This window comes from Nocardia sp. NPDC057663 (genome assembly GCF_042799895.1).
Lineage (GTDB): Bacteria > Actinomycetota > Actinomycetes > Mycobacteriales > Mycobacteriaceae > Nocardia.
The window spans coordinates 17,641-38,956 of record NZ_JBHVHX010000034.1 but is presented as its reverse complement, the minus strand read 5'-3'; the positions used below and the strand labels follow the sequence as shown (position 1 = coordinate 38,956).

At 64.6% G+C, this 21,316-nt stretch carries 18 protein-coding genes; 10 read left to right on the top strand and 8 right to left on the bottom strand.

Features of this window, described 5'->3' with window-relative positions; all coding sequences use genetic code 11:
- The 3 genes from ACFVAV_RS34350 to ACFVAV_RS34340 form a co-directional block, all read right to left on the bottom strand.
- On the bottom strand, positions 1-248 hold a 248-nt coding region (locus ACFVAV_RS34350), incomplete at its 3' end, for an NAD(P)(+) transhydrogenase (Re/Si-specific) subunit beta (protein WP_379039828.1).
- Between the two features lie 26 nt (positions 249-274).
- Positions 275-577 (bottom strand): NAD(P) transhydrogenase subunit alpha, encoded by a 303-nt coding sequence (locus ACFVAV_RS34345; protein ID WP_379039825.1) that lies wholly within the window; start codon positions 575-577, stop codon positions 275-277.
- The gene (locus tag ACFVAV_RS34340; protein ID WP_379039824.1) at positions 577-1,725 is read right to left on the bottom strand and encodes a Re/Si-specific NAD(P)(+) transhydrogenase subunit alpha; all 1,149 of its coding nucleotides are present in this window, start codon (positions 1,723-1,725) and stop codon (positions 577-579) included. The genes ACFVAV_RS34345 and ACFVAV_RS34340 overlap by 1 nt, the downstream gene beginning before the upstream one ends.
- Positions 1,726-1,803: 78 nt before the next feature.
- On the opposite strand from ACFVAV_RS34340, the gene ACFVAV_RS34335 reads away from it, so the two are divergent.
- From ACFVAV_RS34335 to ACFVAV_RS34325, 3 genes are all read left to right on the top strand, one after another.
- Entirely contained in the window at positions 1,804-3,414 is a 1,611-nt protein-coding gene (locus ACFVAV_RS34335; RefSeq protein WP_379039823.1) for an aldehyde dehydrogenase family protein, read from the top strand.
- A 447-nt stretch (positions 3,415-3,861) separates the two neighbouring features.
- Positions 3,862-4,362 carry a hypothetical protein gene (locus ACFVAV_RS34330; protein ID WP_379039822.1) on the top strand — a complete coding sequence of 167 codons (501 nt, stop codon included), beginning with the start codon at positions 3,862-3,864 and terminating at the stop codon, positions 4,360-4,362.
- A 555-nt stretch (positions 4,363-4,917) separates the two neighbouring features.
- Positions 4,918-5,412, top strand: coding sequence for a hypothetical protein (locus tag ACFVAV_RS34325; RefSeq protein WP_379039821.1), 495 nt, complete (start codon positions 4,918-4,920; stop codon positions 5,410-5,412).
- A 133-nt stretch (positions 5,413-5,545) separates the two neighbouring features.
- Here the strand turns inward: ACFVAV_RS34325 and ACFVAV_RS34320 are convergent, their stop codons facing one another.
- Together ACFVAV_RS34320 and ACFVAV_RS34315 are read right to left on the bottom strand one after the other, a co-directional pair.
- Positions 5,546-5,980: an esterase/lipase family protein gene (locus ACFVAV_RS34320; RefSeq protein ID WP_379039820.1), complete on the bottom strand. Its 435-nt coding sequence runs from the start codon at positions 5,978-5,980 to the stop codon at positions 5,546-5,548.
- 324 nt (positions 5,981-6,304) lie between these two features.
- A complete protein-coding gene (locus ACFVAV_RS34315; RefSeq protein ID WP_379039819.1) occupies positions 6,305-7,708 on the bottom strand; it encodes a PucR family transcriptional regulator in 1,404 nt (467 codons plus the stop codon).
- Between the two features lie 354 nt (positions 7,709-8,062).
- Between ACFVAV_RS34315 and ACFVAV_RS34310 the strand changes: the two genes are divergently transcribed.
- On the top strand, positions 8,063-9,061 hold the full coding sequence (locus ACFVAV_RS34310; protein WP_379039818.1) for an alpha/beta hydrolase: 999 nt from the start codon (positions 8,063-8,065) through the stop codon (positions 9,059-9,061).
- Here the strand turns inward: ACFVAV_RS34310 and ACFVAV_RS34305 are convergent.
- Both ACFVAV_RS34305 and ACFVAV_RS34300 read right to left on the bottom strand, forming a co-directional pair.
- A complete protein-coding gene (locus ACFVAV_RS34305) occupies positions 9,026-10,396 on the bottom strand; it encodes a CaiB/BaiF CoA transferase family protein (RefSeq protein WP_379039817.1) in 1,371 nt (456 codons plus the stop codon). The two genes, ACFVAV_RS34310 and ACFVAV_RS34305, sit on opposite strands and share 36 nt — an antisense overlap.
- A gap of 126 nt (positions 10,397-10,522) precedes the next feature.
- Positions 10,523-11,593, bottom strand: a complete 1,071-nt coding sequence (locus ACFVAV_RS34300; RefSeq protein ID WP_379039816.1) for an AraC family transcriptional regulator ligand-binding domain-containing protein — start codon at positions 11,591-11,593, stop codon at positions 10,523-10,525.
- Between the two features lie 36 nt (positions 11,594-11,629).
- Here ACFVAV_RS34300 and ACFVAV_RS34295 point away from each other — a divergent pair, with 36 nt between their 5' ends.
- From ACFVAV_RS34295 to fadD11, 4 genes are read left to right on the top strand one after another with little or no spacing between them, the layout of a single operon-like run.
- On the top strand, positions 11,630-13,132 hold the full coding sequence (locus ACFVAV_RS34295; protein ID WP_379039815.1) for a flavin-containing monooxygenase: 1,503 nt from the start codon (positions 11,630-11,632) through the stop codon (positions 13,130-13,132).
- Entirely contained in the window at positions 13,126-13,908 is a 783-nt protein-coding gene (locus tag ACFVAV_RS34290) for an alpha/beta fold hydrolase (RefSeq protein ID WP_379039814.1), read from the top strand. Before ACFVAV_RS34295 ends, ACFVAV_RS34290 begins: the two co-directional genes overlap by 7 nt.
- A 47-nt stretch (positions 13,909-13,955) precedes the next feature.
- Complete coding sequence (locus ACFVAV_RS34285; RefSeq protein ID WP_379039812.1) at positions 13,956-14,822, top strand: SDR family NAD(P)-dependent oxidoreductase; 867 nt, start codon at positions 13,956-13,958, stop codon at positions 14,820-14,822.
- 40 nt (positions 14,823-14,862) lie between these two features.
- Positions 14,863-16,659: a fatty acid--CoA ligase FadD11 gene (gene fadD11, locus ACFVAV_RS34280; protein ID WP_379039811.1), complete on the top strand. Its 1,797-nt coding sequence runs from the start codon at positions 14,863-14,865 to the stop codon at positions 16,657-16,659.
- Positions 16,660-16,748: 89 nt separating this feature from the next.
- Here fadD11 and ACFVAV_RS34275 read toward each other — a convergent pair whose 3' ends face one another.
- The gene (locus ACFVAV_RS34275) at positions 16,749-17,426 is read right to left on the bottom strand and encodes a TetR/AcrR family transcriptional regulator (RefSeq protein WP_379039809.1); all 678 of its coding nucleotides are present in this window, start codon (positions 17,424-17,426) and stop codon (positions 16,749-16,751) included.
- Positions 17,427-18,474: 1,048 nt separating this feature from the next.
- Here ACFVAV_RS34275 and ACFVAV_RS34270 point away from each other — a divergent pair.
- Both ACFVAV_RS34270 and ACFVAV_RS34265 read left to right on the top strand, forming a co-directional pair.
- Positions 18,475-19,743, top strand: a complete 1,269-nt coding sequence (locus ACFVAV_RS34270) for a cytochrome P450 (protein WP_379039808.1) — start codon at positions 18,475-18,477, stop codon at positions 19,741-19,743.
- Positions 19,744-20,083: 340 nt separating this feature from the next.
- Positions 20,084-21,307 (top strand): aminotransferase class I/II-fold pyridoxal phosphate-dependent enzyme, encoded by a 1,224-nt coding sequence (locus ACFVAV_RS34265; RefSeq protein WP_379039806.1) that lies wholly within the window; start codon positions 20,084-20,086, stop codon positions 21,305-21,307.
- Positions 21,308-21,316: the final 9 nt, after the last annotated feature.

Genomic DNA, 21,316 nt, shown 5'->3' with positions numbered 1-21,316 from the left:
ATCTCGGTCATCTTGGTGCGCACGGCGGGCGGGACACCCAGCGCCACACCGACGATCAGGCCGCCGACGATGAGGATCCAGCTATCGGTGTGCCGGACCGAGATCAGCGTGGCAGCAACCGCCACAGCCATACCGACTGCGGCGATCTGGTTGCCACGGACCGCGGTCTTGGGGCCGGTCAGGCCCATCAGGCCGTAGATGAACAGGGAGAAGGCCACGATGTAGAGGCCGTTGACCAGGTACGACATGGTGTCGATATCGTTGACGGAGTACATCACTGGGCCGCCTTCTTCTTGCCCTTGAACATGCCGAGCATCCGGTCGGTCACGACGAACCCGCCGATGACATTGAGAGTTCCGAACACGACGGCGACAAACAGAATGATCTGAACCAAGACCGACGGGTCTTCCACGTTGCCCAACGTGACCAGCGCGCCGAGCACCACGATGCCGTGAATCGCGTTGGTGCCCGACATCAGCGGGGTGTGCAAGGTGTTGGGGACCTTGGAGATGACAGCGAATCCGACGAACCCGGACAGCACCAGAATCGCGATATTGGCAAGGAGTTCGGTAAACATCAGGCACTCACCTCAGTCTTTGCCTGCGCGTTCGGGGCATCTAGCCGCTCGGTCACACACGAATCCGCCAGCACCTGATCGGAGAAATCAGGCGTGAGCTTGCCGTCGACCAGCATCAACTCCAGCAGCGCGGCGATGTTCTTGGAATACAGCTCGCTGGCGTGCTCGGGCATGGTGGCGGGCAGGTTCACCGGCGAGGCGATCGTCACCTCGTGCTTGACCACGAACTCACCGGGCTCGGTGAGTTCACAGTTACCGCCGGTCTCACCGGCCAGGTCCACGATCACACTGCCGGGCTTCATGCCCTCCACCGCGGCGGCGGTGACCAGGCGCGGCGCGGGACGACCCGGCACCAGCGCGGTGGTGATCACCACGTCGAAACCCTTGATCGCGTCCTCGAGGGCCTGCTGCTGCTGGGCCTTCTCGTCCTCGGTGAGCTCGCGGGCGTAACCGCCCTCACCGGCGGCGTCGATACCCAGATCCAGCCACTGCGCGCCGACCGAACGCACCTGATCGGCGACCTCGGGACGCACGTCGTAACCGGTGGTGCGGCCACCGAGACGCTTGGCCGTAGCCAGTGCTTGCAGACCGGCGACACCGACACCGAGCACCAGCACGGTGGCCGGCTTCACCGTGCCCGCCGCGGTGGTCAGCATCGGGAAGAAGCGGGTCGACTCCGACGCGGCGAGCAGCACGGCCTTGTACCCGGCCACATTCGCCTGCGACGACAGCGCGTCCATCACCTGAGCACGCGAGATACGCGGAATCGCCTCCACCGCGAACGCCTGCACCCCGGCAGACTTCAAAGCACCGATCTGGTTGTCGGCATTGCGGGGCGCGAGGAACCCGATCAGGGTCTGCCCGGAGGACAGCTTGCCCACCTCGGCATCGCTGGGCGGGGCCACCTTGACCACGACATCGGCCGACCACGGATCACCGATGGTCGCGCCCGCCTCGACATAGGCCGCGTCGGGGATGAGCGCACCGAGGCCGGCACCGGCTTCCACGACCACCTCGACGCCCTGCTTGGACAGGGCGGGAATGATCTTGGGCACCAAGGCGACCCGCCGCTCGCCCGCGCCGGACTCGCGAACGACTCCGACACGCGCGCTACGCGGCGGTGCGCTCTCTTCAGGATCCGATCTCACCTGTGATCGTCCTTCCTCGTAATTCGACTGCACTGAACTGGACAACACTCTAGACATTAGTATGGAATGGTGGCCAGAATGGATGGTGAGTCGCTGCGTCCACTCGCGGCGCCGAGGGCTTCGCGCCCGTCATTCCAAGGAGGATTGATGGCCATAACCCAACCGCTGCCCGAGACGTCAGACGGACGGCGCCGGATCGCGCTGGACAGCCCGATCGATCGGCATCGGGTCGGCGAACTGGTGGTCAGCACCCCGGACGACGTCGAGCGCGCAGTTGCCCGCGCCCGTGCCGCCCAACCTGTTTGGGCGGCGTTGCCGGTGCGGGAACGGGCGAGGATCGTGCGCGGCGCGCTCGACGTCCTCGTGCGCCGACGCGAGGAGATCATCGATACAGTCCACGCGGAGACCGGCAAGCCGCACATCGAGGCGGTGGCGATGGAGCTGCTTCCGTCCTGCGACTTCATCAACTATTGGAGCGCGCATGCGGCGCGCGCTCTGAAGCCGGAGCGTCGCGGTTTGCACGGATACATCCGGCCGTTCCGGAAACTGTATGTGCACTACCAACCGCTCGGTGTGGTCGGTGTGATCACGCCATGGAACGCCCCGTTCGTCTTGTCGTTGAATCCGGTCGTCCAGGCGTTGCTCGCCGGCAACGCCGTGATTCTCAAACCGTCGGAAGTCGCGCCGTATTCGGGTGCATGGGTTGTTCGCCTGCTGCAGGAAGCCGGTGTTCCGGCCGACGTGGTCCAGGTTCTGCACGGCGACGGACAGACAGGTGCCGCGCTCGTCGATTCGGGTGTCGACAAGATCTGCTTCACCGGAAGCGTCGCGACGGGGCGCAAGGTCGGCGCGGCGTGCGGGGCGGCGCTGAAACCGTGTGCGCTGGAACTGGGCGGCAAGGACGCCATGATCGTCTGCGCCGACGCCGACCTCGAGCGCGCGGCTGCCGGAGCCGTGTACTTGTCGCTGTTCAACTGCGGCCAGGTGTGCCTCAGTGTGGAACGCGTCTATGTCGTGGAAAGCGTTGCCGACGAGTTCATCCGGCGGGTGCGGGAGCAGGCTGAGCAGGTGCGCTTCCGGCGTGACCAGGCCGTCGATGTCGGACCGCTGATCTGGGACCGGCAGCTCGAGGTGGTGAAGCGCCATCTCGAGGATGCGTGCCTGCGTGGCGCGTCGATCCTGGTCGGCGGTGATCCGGTCGGGGGAGACGGCCTGCATTTCGAACCGACGGTTGTCATCGACGTGACCCACGAGATGGACCTGATGACCGAGGAGACCTTCGGCCCGGTCGTGGCGATAATGCGGGTGCCCGACGAGGAGGCGGCGATCGAGCTCGCAAATGACAGTCGCTACGGCCTCAGCGGTTCGATATTCACCAAAGACAGTGCCACAGCGCGCCGGATCGCGGCGAGGCTCAACACCGGGTCCGTCGTCCACAACGACGCCGCAGTGATCTACGGCGTGCCGGAGGCGCCGTTCGGTGGGCGAAAGAGCAGCGGGCTCGGGCACATCAACAACGGCCCGGAGGGGCTGCGTGGCTACGCGCATCCCCAACCCGTACTGGTTGCTCGAGGTGGAGCGAAAAGGGAAGCGATCTGGTACCCGTATTCTCGGGCGACTGAGCAAAAGCTCAAAGCCGTGGTCCGATTCGGCTTCGGAAACCGTCTCGGCAGATGGCTCCTCTCATGACCCCCGGCATGACTCAGCGGTGAAGCACGCTCATCCTGCCGCCGCAACCCCGCCAGTGGTGGCCAACCCCGGTGTTCCCGCCGGCGGCGGTCATGCACACGAGGACGCAGCGGCCGCCGGGACTGTCTGGGTGCCGCGGTCGCGAGCAGTACTGCGGCGACGACTCGCCTCAGCCGCAGGGCTGGGTAGTTGCGCAGGTCACGTCACCCCAACCGGGGCTATCACCGATGACAAACTCCATCGATATCAATTGGCCCCCACGCCAGACTGCTCGGCCGTTGGTTGCAACGGTACCGGTCGGTACTGGAGGATCGAGGCCTCGAGAACCTCGGCGTGAGTTCGCCGCACGAGTGGGTGATCGCGGAACTCGAACTGCTATCACGGTTGGCCTCGCTCCACCGGCCACCATGCAATTCCTCAAACAAATCTAGTGCTCGGAGGTGTGGAGTGGTCGATCCAGTGGGGCGGCACGAGTGGTACATCCGCACCGTGATCTCGCTGCCGGAGATGGAGGCACACGCCCGGAAACCGCTTTGCGTCGGCGGTCGGTCCTGCACCTCGACCGATCAGGTCTTCGGGTGGCAAGTTGAATGCAGTTGCAGACAATGGCGCGGGAAGCTGTGGCAGCGTACGAATCGACCGCTCGATCACAACGTGCCCGAGCGCATCCTGTACAGCGCAGACGGGGAGCTGTCGCCCGCGTCACGGCAGGTGGTGCTGGCGGACTGGGACGGCCACGTTCATCGCATCTGGACAGTCATGCCGGTTCGCCTTGCGCACGAGATGCTGCTCGAAGCTCAGCTTCGCTTGGCCGAAGCGGTCCGATTTGCTCGCAGCACCGATGCTTCCTGGGATGACATCGGCTCCGCCGCAGGCGGCATCGCCGGACCGACCGCGCGTCAGCTCTGGGACGGTGTTGCCTCACCGCAGCCGCAGATCTCCCAATGACCAGTGACCCAACGGAGGATGACGTCTACTGCGAGGCGGAAATGTTTGTTTCGGCCATTCCCGATGAATATTGCCGCTGGCTGCAAACAGTATAGAATCCATGGAGGATTTTTTGTTGAACAAATAAGTGTTCGCGGGGCCGGGCTTGGTGCTCGTCAACTGAACGTGCGTGGATTCAGCTGAGGACTCCCCGATTTCCAGTCGATCAACCACGCTGGAGAGAGCGGCGGCTTGTCGGCAACCTTCTTCGTGACTCAGCTCAGAGGTACTCAGTGCCTGGCACTGGATACCCGACGCCGCAGGGAGTCTGAAGCATATGCTGCAGCCTCGGAGCAGGGAAACAGCCCCGCCTCTTTTGATCTCGCAGGGTCCGCGGAAGGGCAGCGGTATCCGTTCCAAATCCAGAAGAGAAAGCTATTCTTCAAAGGCGCGTGCGTGGATTTCCGACGTGTCTGTACAGGAGACCATCGTGTATGTCGACATAAATCTGAATCTCGCGCCTCGACCAGTGAGCGTGGCTCGGGTATCGCTGTACCAGTTCGCCGGGTGAATCCGATGGTGGTGCATGATCCCGGTTTGCGCATACCGCCCCAATACGGTCCGTTTCTGTCACCGCAGGATCTGCTGCGCGCGATCAGCGGATCCACCGACTGTGATTGCCCGCTGGCACAGTGGGCGGGGAAACTCGGGTCGCTGTATCGAGCGTGGCTCGGCGACCCGTCTGCCGAGGCGATCCATCAGCAAGTCGCGGGGATCGTTCATGAGATCGACGCGTGGATCGCCGCGCAGCTTCCGCGGCCGCGGTCCGGCGTGCCCCGGGGAACCGATTCGGTGGGCGGGGTGATCGCTCGGGTCGCCGAAGCCTCGGCGTGCGCGCATTGGGCGCTGCACCACATGGAGGATGCCGTCCAGCGTCATCGAGCCTGGGATCACCTCGCGGAAATGCGTGAGGGCTATGAGGATCTGGTGGCGTTGGCACTGGCTGGCTTGGTCCGATTGCCCAAGTCCTGGCCCGGAATCGGGTGGCTGGCCGGCGCCACAGCGAAGTAGTACGAGTCGGCTTCGTGGAGAAGCTGAGGTCGTGGCGGCTCGGGCAACCATCGCCGAGGCCGGACCGCGAGACCCGGCCCCGCCGCGCCGCGCCGGATACGAGACGGGGCCGGGCTCTGACCCAACCGCTACTTCACGAAGTGGGGTCATCAAGGCATCCCCAGGCAACTTCGGTACCGTGATTGGGCCCGCCGATGGAGACCCAGTCGTCGACGAAACTCAGGCCCTCGAGCTTCTTCAGGTACCAGCGGCTATTGAGTCCGCCCATCGAGTGGGTGATGATATCGACTTTGGCGGCACCTGTTTTCGCGCGCAGCGCATCGACCTGCGCTTTCACCTCTAGCGCGATGTTCTCGTTTGATTGGGAGGTGTCGTAGCTGAATCGTGCCAGCTCTTCGGTAGAGTATCCTGCCGCCAGGAATCGGCCCCACATGTAATCCCAGTTCGACGCCGATCCCTGCCAGCCGTGGACGAAAAGAATCGGATCCCGCACCGCGGCCGCAGCGGCCTGTGGCGTGGCGATGCCAATTGAAGCGGTAGCGGTCGCAACCAGGGTGATTGCGGCCATCGCGACACGATGCGCAATCGATGTGTTGTACATGAAATTGACTCCGATCTGCTCGCGGCACTGCGAGCAGACAGAAGATACTCCGCAACGACTCATCCCGGGCGCTGTGAAATTAAGTTGTTCAACTTGCCGTCATATCCATGGATCTATTCCGGCACCGAAGAGAAGTCATGGAAGCTGCGTCGAACCGGCTAGCCGGCAGCACAGGATAAATCGGGCTGATGGCGCGGCAGCGCCACCTTTCGCACAGGCATCGTGACGCGATCGGCCCCGGCGGCAGTTGGCTCGCGTCATCACGATGGGCGTTGGGTTTGTGACGAGCCATTATTCGCCTTCGACAGTGTCCGCGGCGGTGACACCGTCGCCCCGACTGCCAAGATCCTGACCGGGTGCCGTGAGGCTTTCGAGGATGCGGATGGTCAGTGCTGCTGCCAGGGTCCGGCCTTCGCGGGGCTGAGTCGGGTCCAGGCCGGTGAGTTCGGTGATCCTGTTGAGCCGGTAGGTGAAGGTGTTCGGATGCACGAACAGTTCCCGTGCGGCTGCTTGCCGGTCGGCGCCGTGCTGCAGGTGCGCCTGCAGGGCAGCGATCAGGTGCGGGTGTCCGGCGACCGGCTCGAGCAGCTCGATCAGGCGTTGTTTGGCCCGTCCGGGCCGGGTGATCTGAAGCTCGAGCAGGAGATCGTCGAGACGGTAGCAAGCGGGCGGGCGGCCCCGAAGCCGTGCGAACAACGCGAGCTCGCGGGCGTCGGAGACGGCCGAAGGGATCTCCTCGAGAGCCACGCCAGGCAGGAACCCGAGATAGGGCCTGGCATCCAGCGCGGAGGACAACCTCTCGGCGAGCTGATCAAACCGATCAGGGGCGATCGCAGTGTCTGCGAGCAACGCGACCCCTGCGCTGCCGTCGAACTGGAGCAGCACGGTCGAGGTGGAGAGGTCGTCGAGACCGCGGGAAATGATCTGTTCGCGGCGCCGGGCAACGAGTTCGGATACATCGGGGACAGCAGCGGCGTTCAGATCGATCGCGAGCACGGTATACGAGGCTGCCAGCGAGATGCCAGCTTTCGCAGCATGGCCCTGTGCCGGGGAACCCGACAACAACGCGGCCAGCAACTCCCGTCGCGCACCTCGGTCGCGCCCGAACATCTCCCGCTCGACCACAGAATAGGACTCGGCCGCGATGATGCCGATCTGCCCTGTCACATCGAGCAGCCGCTGCCCGATGTCGGCGAGCTCGGACCTCTGCTCGGTTGTGGTGGCCAGGGCGGTTGCCCCCGACACTGCTGCCCGCGCCGTTGCGTGCACCAGTTCCAGCAGCGCAGTCAGGGGCAGCCGGTGCTCGGCGTGGCGCTCGGCAAGCGGCGCCAGCATACGCGCGATGTCGGCGCGACCGAGAGGTCGCTCGCTGCTCATCGCGTCGAGAAACACCCGCGCGCACATCCTGATCGTCGGTGCGTACTCGGCTTTGACATAGAGCTCGGGAAAGCCCGGGGCCCCACTCGCAGTTTGCACGCTGTGCTGAATCTGCTCGGCGACAGCAGAGCGGCGCTGCGACAGCAGCACCCGCAGTGCCAGCGGCTTCCGACTGCTCTCATCCACAGACATCGCCCCATTGTGCCCGCCGCGGTCCGGCTGTCGAGGTATCGGCGGCCAAGCTTCCGGTATCAGCGATCCCCCGGCCGCGACAGCACTGAAGTCGGCCATCGCCTCGGGTTTGACGGTTCCCAGCACCGTAGCGTGGTGCCCGGCCCCCGGGTGCTGGTCGCCCAGACCATCGAACCGTCCAGAGCAGGATGGGAGTGCCACGGACGAGCACCCGTCATCGAAGGGCTCCAGTCATTGGGAGACAGAACTGAGACCGGGCCCGCGCAGAATCTGAGCTTGTTGGATCTGTCGACGCAGAGCTGCCCGCCGGGTGTCGGCGGGGGTGCGTCGGCCGAGCCTTCCCGCGAACCCGGACTCGGCCGTCTCGCCCGAACATAGAACGCGCTGGTCTAGGCGTGAATCCGTTGTAGGGTAACAAGAGTCGAGACGGGAACGGTATCTCCTTCGGATCCGGCGACCGTCCGGGTCCGGGAGGATCTGATGACAGCATCACCTTCTCGGTTCATTGCGATGCACCGCCAGATCCTCGGCGCGGTGGCCGCTCTCGGGATCGTCGCCTCGCTGCTGGCGCCGGGCCCGGCGCATGCTGCCACTGCGACGATCGACCATCGCGTCGCGCGCAACGACACCTGGGAGCAGCTCTACGTCTATTCACCGGCGATGGGCCGCGTGGTCGGCCTGGACGTTCTGCATCCGCGGGGATCCGCACCACGCCCCACCCTGTATCTGCTCGATGGCACGGGCGCGCGCGATGATCAGGCGCAGAGCACCTGGACGATGCGCACCGATGCGCCGGCCTTCTTCGCGGACAAGAATGTCAACGTGGTGATGCCGATCGGCGGTGGCGGCACGTTCTACACCGATTGGCTCGAAGACGACGACGCGCTCGGTCACAACCGGTGGGAACAGTTCCTGACTCACGAACTGCCGCCATTGCTGAATCGGGAGCTCGCGGGAAACGGTGTGAACGCGGTCGCAGGGCTGTCGATGGGCGGGCAGGCCGCGGCAACGCTTGCCTTCCGTAATCCTGGCCTCTACAAGGCCGTAGGTATTTTCAGTGGTTGTCTGCTCACGGGCGGCGTCGGTCAGCCCATGGTCCGTGCTGCGGTGCATCACCGTGGCGGGAACCCGGACAAGATGTGGGGCGGCTCGCTCGCGCCCGGCTGGGCAGCCCACGATCCCACCAAACACCTGGGCGCCCTGCGCAACACCGCGTTGTACATGTCTGTCGGCAGCGGCTCGCAGGGCCCAGCCGATGTCGACTTCGACCCCAGCTACTCCTACCCGCTCGACCTCGCCGGGGCAATCAGCCTCGAGGAAGGCGCACTGGCCTGTACCCGGACTGTCGAAGGAATGATGCGGGTTGCGGGCCTGCGACCCACTGTGCGGTACACAGCGTTCGGCACCCATTCCTGGCCGTACTGGCAACTGGCGCTACACGACTCATGGCCCACTCTCCGTACCGGGCTCGGCATCTGACGAGTCCGGTTCGACCCGGTCCGTTTGGGCCTGCTCGGGTCTCATCGAGCCCTCTTGGGTGATCGAGGCCGTCGACAGCCACGCACGGATCTCCTCGCTGTGTTCGCCGAGGGCCGGGGGCGGCAGTTCGTAGCGGGGTGTGATGGCTGAGAACGTGATCGGGTTGCGGACCACAGGGACTGTGTGACCCTGCGGGCCGGCCTGCACGACCGGGTCCAGCCCGAGTTCGCGGGCATACTCGACACCCTGCGCAATCGTGTTGATCGGTCCGTTGGGGACGCCGACGGCGTTGAGCCGTTCGAACCAATGCTGGGCCGGCCGGGTCTTCAACCGCGCGACCAGCAGCGGCCGCAACTGCTCGCGATTCGCCGATCGGTTGGCGTTGGTCGCGAATCGCGGATCATCGGCGACCTCGGGGATGCCCAGGACATCGGCCACCTTGCGGAACTGCGCGTTGTTGGCGGCCGCGATGACCAAGTCCTTGTCGGCGGTGGGCAGCGGTTCGTAGGGGTACACGCTGGGATGGGCGTTGCCCATCCGATGCGGAGTCACCCCTCCAGCGACATATGCCGAAGTCTGGTTGACCATCCCGCTCATCGCTGAGGACATCAAGTTGGTCTCGATACACTGGCCCTCCCCAGTGGCCTGGCGATGGTGCAGGGCGGCCAGGATTCCGATGGTCGAATGCAAACCGGTCATCACGTCGAAGACACTGCTCCCTGTTCGATACGGGGTGCCCTCAGCGTCTCCGGTAAGGCTCATCAGACCCGACATCGCTTGCGCGATCAGGTCGTAGCCGGGCAGCGCGGCTCCTCCGGCGGTACCGAAGCCACTGATCGAGCAGTAGATGACGGACTCGTTGTGCTGTCGAACCGCGGTGTAGTCGAGGCCGAATCGGCCGAGACCCCCGGGTTTGAAGTTCTCGATCACAACGTCGGCGCGCGCCGTCAGCGCTTGGGCGAGCGCCAGATCGTCGGGGTCGTCGAAGTCGAGCACGATCGAACGTTTGTTTCGGTTGATCGCGGTGTAGTAGGTCGACACTCCGTCCGGGCGCACCGGCGGCATCCAAGAGCGTGTGTCGTCGCCACCCGGACCTTCCACTTTGATCACCTCGGCGCCCAGGTCGGCCAGCAGCATCGTGGCATATGGCCCGGCCAGTGCTCGGGAAAAGTCCGCGATCAAGATGCCGTCGAGAGGCAGTCGTGAGTCGACCGTGCCGGGAAGGCACTCGCGATCGTGCTGTTTGCAGTGCGCGTGATGGGGGATGGCCGCCTCCATCTCCCGCTGAATGGGGTTTGGATCCATCGACGGGACACGCGGACCACCAGTTGTCATAGCTAGCAAACTAGAGGGCGCTTATCAGCGTTGCGGCGTTCGTTGATCCTACCGAAAGGTAGGACAGGAAGGGGCGAGATCAGGTTCCTGGACAACCGGCACAGTCACAGCCGCTGGAGGGGGACCTTACACAGTAGGGAGGAGGCCCGGCCGGCGGAACGCTCCCGGTCTGTGCCCGGTCCAACGTTTGAACGCCCGCGAGAACGCGGCGGCATCGTGGTAGCCGAGGCGTGTGGCGACCTCCTGGATCGTGAGTTGCCCGCCGTCGAGCAGTTCGACCGCCATCGTCGAACGGACCTCGTCGGTCAGTTCGCGGAAGGAAGTGCCTTCGGCCGACAGTTTGCGGCGCAATGTACGTTCCTCGACGTGCAATCGGTGTGCTACCTCGTCGATTCCCGGCGGGTCGTTCAGCCGTGCGAGGATGCTCGCGCGCACCTCGGCGGCGATGCCGCGCCGACGATTCCGCCGCTCCAGCAGGTCGATGCACTGTGTTTTCAACGCTTCGACGGTGACCGGATCCGCTTGCGGCATGGGCTCGTTCAGTAGCGCGGCGGTGAAGACCAGGGCGTCCGCGGGTTGGTCGGGCAGAACACGTACCGGCGACACCGTCGCCAAGGCAGCGGCACGGGGGCCGGTGAACCGTGTCTCGATGTGGAAACCCGGCCTGTCACCGAAGGTCGCCGGGGCGAGGACCAGCAGTTTGGCCAGTTCACGCTCGACGAAGAAGTCGCGAACATCGTGCGGGATCTCCGTGTCGTCGTACACGACGCGGGCACCGTCGGCGTCTTCGTGGTAGAGCGGTCGGATGAAGGCGAACGACAACGCCGAATACCTGGTGCCGAGCTTGGCGAGATCGCGGACCGTGGGACTGGTGACGAGGGTGAACCCCCACAAGCCGAGTGCGCCCACCGTGTACCGCCGGCCCGCCTCGACGCCGAGTCCTGGCCGATCCCCGAGCCGCTGGATGAGGTTGCGCGCGATCGCCAGCTCCTGGCGCGCCTCGATTTCTCTTTTCGGATCGAACAGGTCCGAGGTCGACAGCCCGGTGCCGGTCAGCGCGTCGTCGGCCGCGAGCTGATGCGCCGCTGCGACGTCGACGAGGATGCGTGCCGCGGCGGCGGTTCGAGGGTGGTCCCACAGGGGAGTGGTCGATGTCGTCATGTCCGGAAATGACATTATCCGGTCCGCGCTGGTCATCGCAATCATTCGGCGCCGTTCGTAGCGTGAAGTGCTATGGGAACTACTTCGGCAGTGCCGCCGAATACGACGCGGCCGGCACCTCGTGTTGCGATCATCGGCGCGGGAATGTCCGGTGTCGGCATGGCGATCCGGCTACGGCAGGCCGGAATCGATTCGTTCCACCTCTACGAGCGGAACGCCGACGTCGGCGGCACCTGGTTCGCCAACACCTATCCCGGCCTCGCCTGCGATGTGCCGGTACGCAACTACCAGTACACCTTCGCGCCGAACCCCGACTGGACCTCGCTGCACGCGTCGGGTCCGGAGATCTGGCGGTACTTCGACGACCTGGCGAAGCAGTACCGCATCCGGGAGGCGGCCTCGTTCGGAACCGAGGTCACCGAGGCCCGCTGGGAGGGCGACCACTGGGTTGTCGTCACCGACCAGGGCGACCAGGCCGAATACGACTTCGTCATCTCGGCCACCGGTGTCCTCGTGCGTACGCGAACCCCGGACATCCCCGGCCTCGACACCTTCGAGGGTGAGAGCTTCCACTCGGCCGAGTGGAACCACGACGTCGACGTCACGGGCAAGCGGATCGGCGTGATCGGCACGGGGTCGACCGGCTTGCAGCTGACGAAAGCACTCGCACCGGCTGCCGCGAAATTCGAGCTCTACCAGCGCACTCCGCAATGGATCCTACCGTGGACGAACTTCTCCTATCCGGGCTTCGTCAAGGCGCTGCACCGCCGCTGGCCCGGCTTGTTCAAATGGGAGGGCAAGGCCTGGGATCTGGTGACCGTCATTCCGTTCGGCAACGCCATGATCAAGGCGGGCTGGGAACGCACGATGATCGCGAAGGCGTGCGAGCTGCATCTGGCGACCATCCGTGACAAGAAGCTGCGCGAACGATTCACCCCTGGGTACCAGCCCGGCTGCAAACGCCTCATCGTCGGCAGCGGGTTCTACCGCTTGTTCAACCGATCGAACGTCGATCTCGTCGACATCGGCATCGAGCGGATCGAACCCAACGGCATCGTCACCTCCGACGGAGTGCTGCACGAACTCGACGTGATCGTGCTGGCCACGGGTTTCGACACACAGCTCTACCTGCGCCCGATGGAACTGGTCGGGCTGGACGGCCTTCGGCTGTCGAAGCTGTGGGACTCCAGCGTCTACAGCTATCGCTCGGTCGCGCTGCCCGGCTTCCCCAACGTGTTCACCCTCATCGGCCCGCAATCGCCGTTCGGCAACCAGTCACTGTTCGGCGTCGCCGAAACCCAGATCGCGTTCGCGATGAACCGGATCGAGGAATGGCGGCGCGGCGAGTTCGAGTCGATGTCGCCGACCGTCGAAGCGACCGAGCGCTTCAACCACGACGTGCGGACCGCGATGCCGGGCACGATCTGGGTGTCGGGTGGGTGCGAGAGCTGGTATCTCGGTCCCGACGGCACACCGACAATCTGGCCGTGGACGGTGGCCGATCACAAAACCATGCTGGCGACAGTCGATTCCGGCGATTGGAACATCGAGCGGACGGGGACTTCCGGATGCTGAACTACACCAGGGCCGGCGTCGGCGAGCCCTTGGTGCTGATCCATGGCACCGCCGGCCGACTGCAGGTCTGGGATCCGATCATCCCGGCACTGACTCCGTACTTCGACGTCATCGCTGTCGACCTACCCGGGTGTGGAAGGTCTGCGATGACCGGTGATTCCGGTGTTGCCGGCCTCGCCGAAGCGGTCGCGGAGTTGATGACCGAACTCGGCATCGAACAGGCGCATATCGCCGGCAACTCGGCCGGCGGATCGATCGCCCTCGAGCTCGGGGCGCGCGGTAGAGCCGTGTCGGTCACTGCCTTCTCCCCGGCAGGGTTCTGGTCGTGGCCGGGCAGCTTGTGGCTTCAAGTATCGATGCGGGGTATCCACGCGCTCGGCACAGCACTGCGTCCCGCGATGCCGTCGCTGCTTCGCAATGTCGTGACGCGGACCGTGTTGTTCGGGTTCTTCGTCGGCCGGCCTTGGAAGCTCGACCCGGGAGTCGCGCTCGACGACGCCACCGGCGTGCTCGATTCGGCCGGCATGTTCTCGTTGCTGGAGTCGTTGCGCCGCTACCGCAACCCCGATGTTCCCCGTGCGGTCGCGATCACCGTGGCCTGGGGCAGTCGTGACCGGTTGCTCGCCTACGGCCCACAGCACCACCGCGCACGGACAGCGCTCCCGGGCGCTACCCACATCACGCTGCCGGGATGCGGCCACATCCCGTTCTACGACGACTCTGATCAGTGCGCGGAAGTGATTCTTGCCCAGCGAGTCACGAAGGCGGACCAATGACCGCGACTCACCCACACGTACCGGCGCACAAAGGCACTGAGGTTGAAATGACGAATCTACGAGGACATGTTATCGCTGTCACCGGCGCGGCCCGCGGTATCGGTCTCGCGACCGCGACCGCGCTGATCGAGGCAGGCGCGAGAGTCGCGATCAGCGACATCGACGGCGAACAGCTCCGGTCGGCCGCCGCGGCAATCGGCGCGCACTTTTACTCCCAGCTCGACGTCACCGACGCCGACGCTTTCGCGGCGTTCCTCGCCGACACCGAGCGTGAGGTCGGCCCACTCACGGGGCTGGTCAACAACGCCGGCATCATGCCCACCGGTGCGTTGCTCGACGAGTCCGGCGCCATGACCCGGCGCACCGTCGAGATCAACACTCTCGGAATGATGTTCGGCACCAAAGCCGCACTGGCCCTGATGGTTCCGCGCGGACGCGGGCACATCGTGACGATGGCCTCGACAATGGGTGAAACGGCTGTCCCTGGCTTGGCGAGCTACAACGCCAGCAAGGCCGCGGCCATCATGTTCAGCGACGCGAGCCGACTCGAGTTCGCGGACAGCGGCGTACGGTTCTCGACGATCCTGCCGGGCGGCGTCAACACCGGCCTGACCGATGGCGTCGACGCGAGCGTCTCGATCCCGCTGCCCTTCACCGATCGCACGATTCCACTGGTGAAGCACGTCGAGCCCGAGCAGGTCGCCGACGCGGTTGTCCGGGTACTGACGTCCGGGCGGTCGCATCCGCGGGTGCACATTCCCGCGTCGTTCGGCGCACTGCTGCGCGGCGGACGGATGCTGCCGCTCGCGCTCAACGAGGCACTGAACAGGGGACTCGGCGCGAACCGCAAGATCCTGCACGACACCGACCGGACCAAGCGCGCCGCATACCTGCGTCGCGCCGCGTCGTCGTAGTCGAAACTCCCACCGCACATCGAAGGACCCAGGCACCGATATGACAGCAACGACGCTGCCCGAAGCGTTCCAGCACACCGCCGCCATCGACCCCGCCGCCATCGCGTTGCGATCGGTAGGTGGCACACAAACCATGACGTGGGGCGACTACGCCGACCGAGTGCGTGCCATCGCGGGCGGACTCGCTGGTCTCGGTATCGGCCGTGGCGACACGGTCGCGCTGATGATGGCCAACCGCGTCGAGTTCTACCCGGTCGAGGTCGGCGCGCAACACATCGGCGCGACATCGTTCTCGGTCTACAACACCCTCAGCCCCGAACAGCTGAATCACCTCTTCACCAACGCCGGGAACCGCGTCGTCATCTGCGAGGCGCAGTACGTCGATCGGATCCGGGCTTCGGGCGTGCCGATCGAGCACCTCGTGTGTATCGACGGCTCGCCGGACGGCACGTTGTCGATCGACGACCTCGTGGCGTGCACGACGAACGACTTCGACTTCGAGTCGACGTGGCGGGCGGTGCAGCCCGAGGACGTGGTGACATTGATCTACACCTCAGGGACAACCGGGAACCCGAAGGGCGTCGAGATGACGCACGCCAATCTGCTCCACGAGGCGCATGCGGTCGACGAGGTGCTCGGCATCGAATTCGGCGACCGCATCACGTCTTTCCTGCCGAGCGCCCATATCGCGGATCGGCTCACAGCCCTGTATCTGCACGAAGTGTTCGGCTCGCAGATCACCGTGGTTGCCGACCCACGAGCGATCGCCGCCGCCCTGCCCGATGTGCGTCCGACGATCTGGGGTGCCGTTCCTCGTGTCTGGGAAAAGCTGAAGGCCGCAATCGAACTCGCTGTCGCGAACGAACCCGACCCGGCGAAGCGACAGGGCCTGCAGTGGGCTCTGGGAGTCGCGGCCCGGCACAGCGAGCTCCGGCTGGCCGATCAGCCGATCCCGGACGACCTGGCCGCGGAATGGGCCGAAGCGGACGAACTCGTACTCTCGAGATTGCGGACCGAACTCGGCTTCGATCACCTGCGCTGGGCGATCTCCGGTGCCGCGCCGATCCCCGCGGCGACGCTGGCATTCTTTGCCGGACTGGGCATTCCGATCGCCGAGATCTGGGGAATGTCGGAGCTCAGTTGCGTCTGCACGGTCAGCCATCCGCGTGATCACAGGATCGGCACTGTAGGCCGCCTGCTCCCCGGTATGGAGGGCCGCATCGCCGCGGACGGCGAATACCTGGTCCGCGGACCATTGGTGATGAAGGGTTACCGAAAGGAACCGGACAAGACTTCCGAGGCGATCGACGCGGACGGGTGGCTGCATACCGGTGACATCCTGACCCAGGATGAGGACGGCTCGCTCCGGGTCGTCGATCGCAAGAAGGAGCTGATCATCAACTCCGCCGGGAAGAACATGTCCCCGGCCAACATCGAGAACACCATCAAAACAGCGACGCCACTCGTCGGTGGGATCGCGGTGATCGGTGACGCCCGCCCGTACAACACCGCGCTGATCGTTCTCGACGCCGAGTCCGCCGCTACCTACGCCGCGACGCGCGGTGTCGAGGGTTCCGCACAGATGCTCGCCGAAGATCCCGATGTGATCTCGCAGATCGCGAACGGCGTCGCAGCGGGCAACGCGAACCTGAGCAGGGTCGAACAGATCAAACGTTTCCGCATCCTGCCGACGTTCTGGGAGCCCGGTGGTGCGGAACTGACGCTGACGATGAAGCTGCGGCGCAAGCCGATCGCCGAGAGGTACCGGGCGGAGATCGAGGAAATGTACAGCGACGTGGTGCACCCCGGCGTCCGGCAGCCCGCGAGCCCGGCGTAGTACACCCGTGTGCCCAACGACCGGGTTGAACGCCCGAATTTCGCGTGGTTGTGCGGAGACTGCTAGTGCGGCATGTGCTGTGTCCGCGGCTACGACGGCATAGCTTCGGGTACTGCGGGTGCGAGGTGGCCGATCCGGGACAGTCCACCCCAGCACAGCGAGACGGTGGTCGCGACCGCTTCGTCCTTCGGGATGGGGCGGCCCGCTTCGAGCCAGTAGCGGGCGGCGAGGTGGCTGGCGCCGACGAGTCCTACGGCCATGGCCCGGGTTCGGTCCGGGGGTAGGTTGGAGCCACGGAGGAGTTCGGCGCAGACCGCATCGATGCACGCGTCGGTTGCCTGTCGTGTTCTCCACTGGACCGACGGCTCACTGATGAGGTCGGAGTCGAACACCAACCGGTAGCCGGCGGTGTCGTTGTCGACGAAATCGAAGTACGCGGCAACAGCGCTTCGTACGCGCGCGGAGTTTCCTCCAGCGGCATCGAGAGCGGTACGGACGCTCGTCACCAACGTGTCGAGGTGTGCCTGCAGCACGGCAAGATACAACTCCAATTTGCCGGCGAAGTGGTTGTACAGGACGGGCTTGCTCACGCCTACACGCTGACCGACGTCGTCCATGTAGGTGGCGTGATAGCCGTTGGCGGTGAAAGCCTCGCTGGCCGCCGCCAGGATGCGCTGCCGGGCATACTCCCTTGCTGCGCGCCTCTGGGCGGCGTGGCTCACTGCATCGGAGCCACGCGGCGCGTCCACCGCCGGGTAGTTGGTCATCTGTGTTCCTTGCCTTCGCAGCTGAAGGGTCGCAAAGTAGATTTTAATCTAGATTAATTCCCCTGGAGGGCATGTCGTCAGGCCGCCCCTCCCGGGGTCGGCCGCCGTCATGGATCCAGTGGGTCGCTCCGAGCTATCGGCGTCGCTAAAGCCCGTCAGCCAGGAGTCTTGCTAGCATAAGTCTACTTATGCTAGGGTTGTGTTCGATATGGCGCAGATCACATGCCTGTCCTCCGGATTGGCCGGTGGCAGTCATGCGGGTCTGTGTCCATCGGTTCCAATTTAGAAACTGTTCCAACCCGTCGCCAGGCCGCCACATCCCCTCGGGGCGCCCGGAGGCTCGGTGACTGGACGCCGGAGATCTCGATGAACATTCGATGTATTGCATGGTCGGTGCATGGCCGGACCGGTTCGCCGGGTGGGTGTCCGGTCCGGGTGGCGAGTGGCAATCGACCCACGGTCGCCGCCGGGAGCTACTCGGCCGCTACCGGCTACGGTTCTCACTGGGGTAAATTCTACTATGAATTAGAATACCAGACGAGGGCGTCGGTGGATCCCGAGGGCTGGGCGGTGGAGCGCGGGCGCGTGCGGCAAGCCGACAGGGGTGTGGACGTCGTGGTTGCAGCTGGCTGCGGAAGCCGATCGGCGCCACGCGATGGCGCTCGCCTCGATGGTGTTCGGTGGCGAAATACTGTCCACGGCAACATATTTCGGCACTACGAGGTTGTGAGTTCACGGTGGTCGCGGGGTGGCGCCTGCGCCCGGTGTCGACGGCGTGCGCCTAGATTTCGCGGGCCGCGCCCGTGCGTCACGACCTCGATGGAACCATGCCTTGACCACCGGACCGGGCATGATCTAATTTGTCTTAAAAATATGACCACCATGGCCCTCGCGCAGGGTTCGCGGCAATCGGCGGCGTCCTTCGCACGGCACCACCTGCCCCAGCACTTTGCAAGCAATCGTTCCCTACACACGTGAGCACCCCGAAGGTCAACGGCCGCAACGACCTTCTCGCCCGACCTCGGAATCAACCACAGGAGAACCACCGATGAGCACACTGCCTGCAGATCGCGAGTACGACCCGGTCGAGGTATCCAGCCTGAGCTTCTGGGCCATGAGCCCGCGGGAGAGGGATGTCCGGCTGTCCGAGTTGCGGCAGAACCGGCCGGTGAGCTGGCAGCCTCCTGCCGAGGGCGGCATCATGACGCCCGAGAACGACGGGTATTGGGCGGTGACATCCCATGAGCTGATCAGGTACGTCAGCAGGAACCCGGAACTGTTCTGTTCCGGCGAGGGCGTCCAGATGGAAGAAGTTCCCAAGGACATCCTCGAGGCCGCCGAGGGCTTCCTCGGGATGGACGGCGAACGGCACATGATCATGCGCAAGCTCGTCAGTGGTGCGTTCACGCCGAAGCAGGTCAAGCGGCTCGAGGAGGGCATCCGCGCTCGCGCGGTCGGCATCGTCGACCGCCTGCTCGAGATCGGTGAAGGCGATTTCGTGCAGAACGTGTCCAAGCACATGCCGATGAACACCTTCTACGAGGTCGCGGGACTGCCCGAGCAGTACCGGGATCAGGCGGCGCACAATGCCGATGAGATGGCCGCATGGAACGACCCCGATGTCGCGGCCGGCCGGCCGCCCGCCGAGGTGCTCATGGACGGAACGATCGGCAATCTGTCCATCGGGTTCGAGTTCGCCGAGTTGACCCGGTCGTGCCCGCGGGATGATGTGTGGTCCAACCTCATCAGTGCCGAGGTCGAGGGCAAGAAGCTCACCGACGAGGAACTCGCGACCATGTTCGTCCTGTTGTCGTTCGCCGGCAACGATACGACTCGAACCTCGATCAGCCTGGGGACTAAGGTATTCCTCGAGAATCCCGATCAGCTCGCCTACCTGCTCGAAGACTTCAACGGTCGGATCAACAACGCGATCGAGGAAGTCCTGCGGTGGGTGAGTCCGATCATGACCTTCCGGCGGACCGCCACGCAGGACACCGAGCTCGGCGGACGGCAGATCCGCAAGGGTGACTGGGTGGTGATGTTCTATGCCTCCGGCAACCGAGACGAGTCTGTGTTCGTCGATCCCTGGAAGTTCGACATCAGCCGGAAGCCGCAGGGTCATGTGGCGTTCGGCGGCGGCGGCCCGCACTTCTGCATCGGTAGTTTCCTCGCTCAGTCGATGCTGCGCAATATGTTCGATCAGCTCTTCCATCGCGTCCCCGACCTCGCACTGACGGAACCTGAATTGCTGGTCGGCAACTTCGCCGGCGCGGTCAAGCGAATGCACGCTACGACCGGCTGCCCGGTGGCGCACTGACGCGAGCGCACCACGACCGGCCCGGGGCGGCCGATATGGAGTGCCCCGGCAAGGCCATCCACTGAGCGGATCTCGGCGAGTTCGAATTCGACTCGGTGATCCGTGAAATATGAATATATGAGTCCGGCTTCGGCTCCGGCGATTTTCGGAGCCGAAGGAAACGGTGCTGGAAAGTGTTCTCCGCTGATTTATCGGCGGAGAACACTGTGCTGTCCGGATGTGAATTCATCTATCGGGATTCCGCAACTTCCAAATCCATTGCAGCACAGTGTGTTTCGTGAGAGCATTTCACCGTCTCCTCATGTTCTCGAACGTGTTTCGCAAATGATCTGGAGTTAAGATGGTCACCACGCATAGTCAGCGAATCGCAGCTGTCGAAAATGTCATCGATAATGCCGTGCGTCTCGGAGTTTTTCGCGATAGTGCTCAAGATGACCGGCTCGATGGACGGACCGTGACCGTCGAGGGTAAGTCGCTGTTGAACTGTGAGTCGTGCAGCTACCTGGGTCTCGAAATGCACCAGGATGTCAAACAGGGCGTCATCGAGGCGGCCGAGCGATACGGGGCCCTCTTCTCTGCTTCGCGCTCCTACCTTTCCTCTCCGCTCTACGCCGAAGCCGAAGACCTGCTGTCCAGTCTCTTCGAACGCCCGACTCTCATCGCGCCGACCACGACTTTGGGGCATATCTCCGCGCTGCCGGCACTTGTCGCCGAACAGGATGCGCTCATTCTCGATCGCCAGGCCCACAACAGCATTCACGTCGCCGCCTCGCTGGTCCGGGACTACAACTCCAGTGTTTCCACCGTGGACCACAGCGATATGGCGAAGCTCGAAGCCCGTATCGAGGAGCTTTCGCCGAGCCGTGAGCGGATCTGGTACGCCCTGGACGGCTTGTACAGCATGGATGCGGACTTCGCTCCCTTCGAGGAGATCAATCAGCTGATGCGGCGCCACCCGCACCTGTGGCTGTATGTCGACGATGCGCATTCGGTGTCGTGGTCAGGTAAGCGCGGCCGCGGACACGCCCTCGAGAAACTTGATGCCGAAGCGCTGTCGCGCAGCGTGGTAGCCATGTCGCTCGGGAAAGCGTTCGGGGCCGTCGGCGGTGCGTTGACGTTTCCCGATGGCGACATGCTCCGACGCGTCTTCACGCTCGGCGGGCCGATGCTCTTCTCGGGGCAGGTCCAGCCGCCCATGCTCGGCGCGGTGGTCGCTTCGGCTCGGCTGCACCTGTCCGATGCGATCCGGCCATTGCAAGACAAGCTCTTCGGGCTGATCGAACTCTTCAACAAGCGCGCAGTCGAATACAACCTTCCCCTCTCCAGCGACACCGCGGCGCCCATCCGCTGTGTCACCGTCGGCTCGGTGGATATGACATATCGCGCTATCCGGGAGCTCCGCGACGGTGGCTACCTCGTCGGGCTCGCGGCGTTCCCGGCGGTGCCGATGGATCGATCGGGAATCCGAGTGACGTTGACGTGTCACCAGAGCGAAGAGGACGTCGAACAGCTCGTGTCCGCGATAGCCGAGGCCCTCTCGACCGTTCGAGCCGGTGCGAACTGAAGGGGAGGA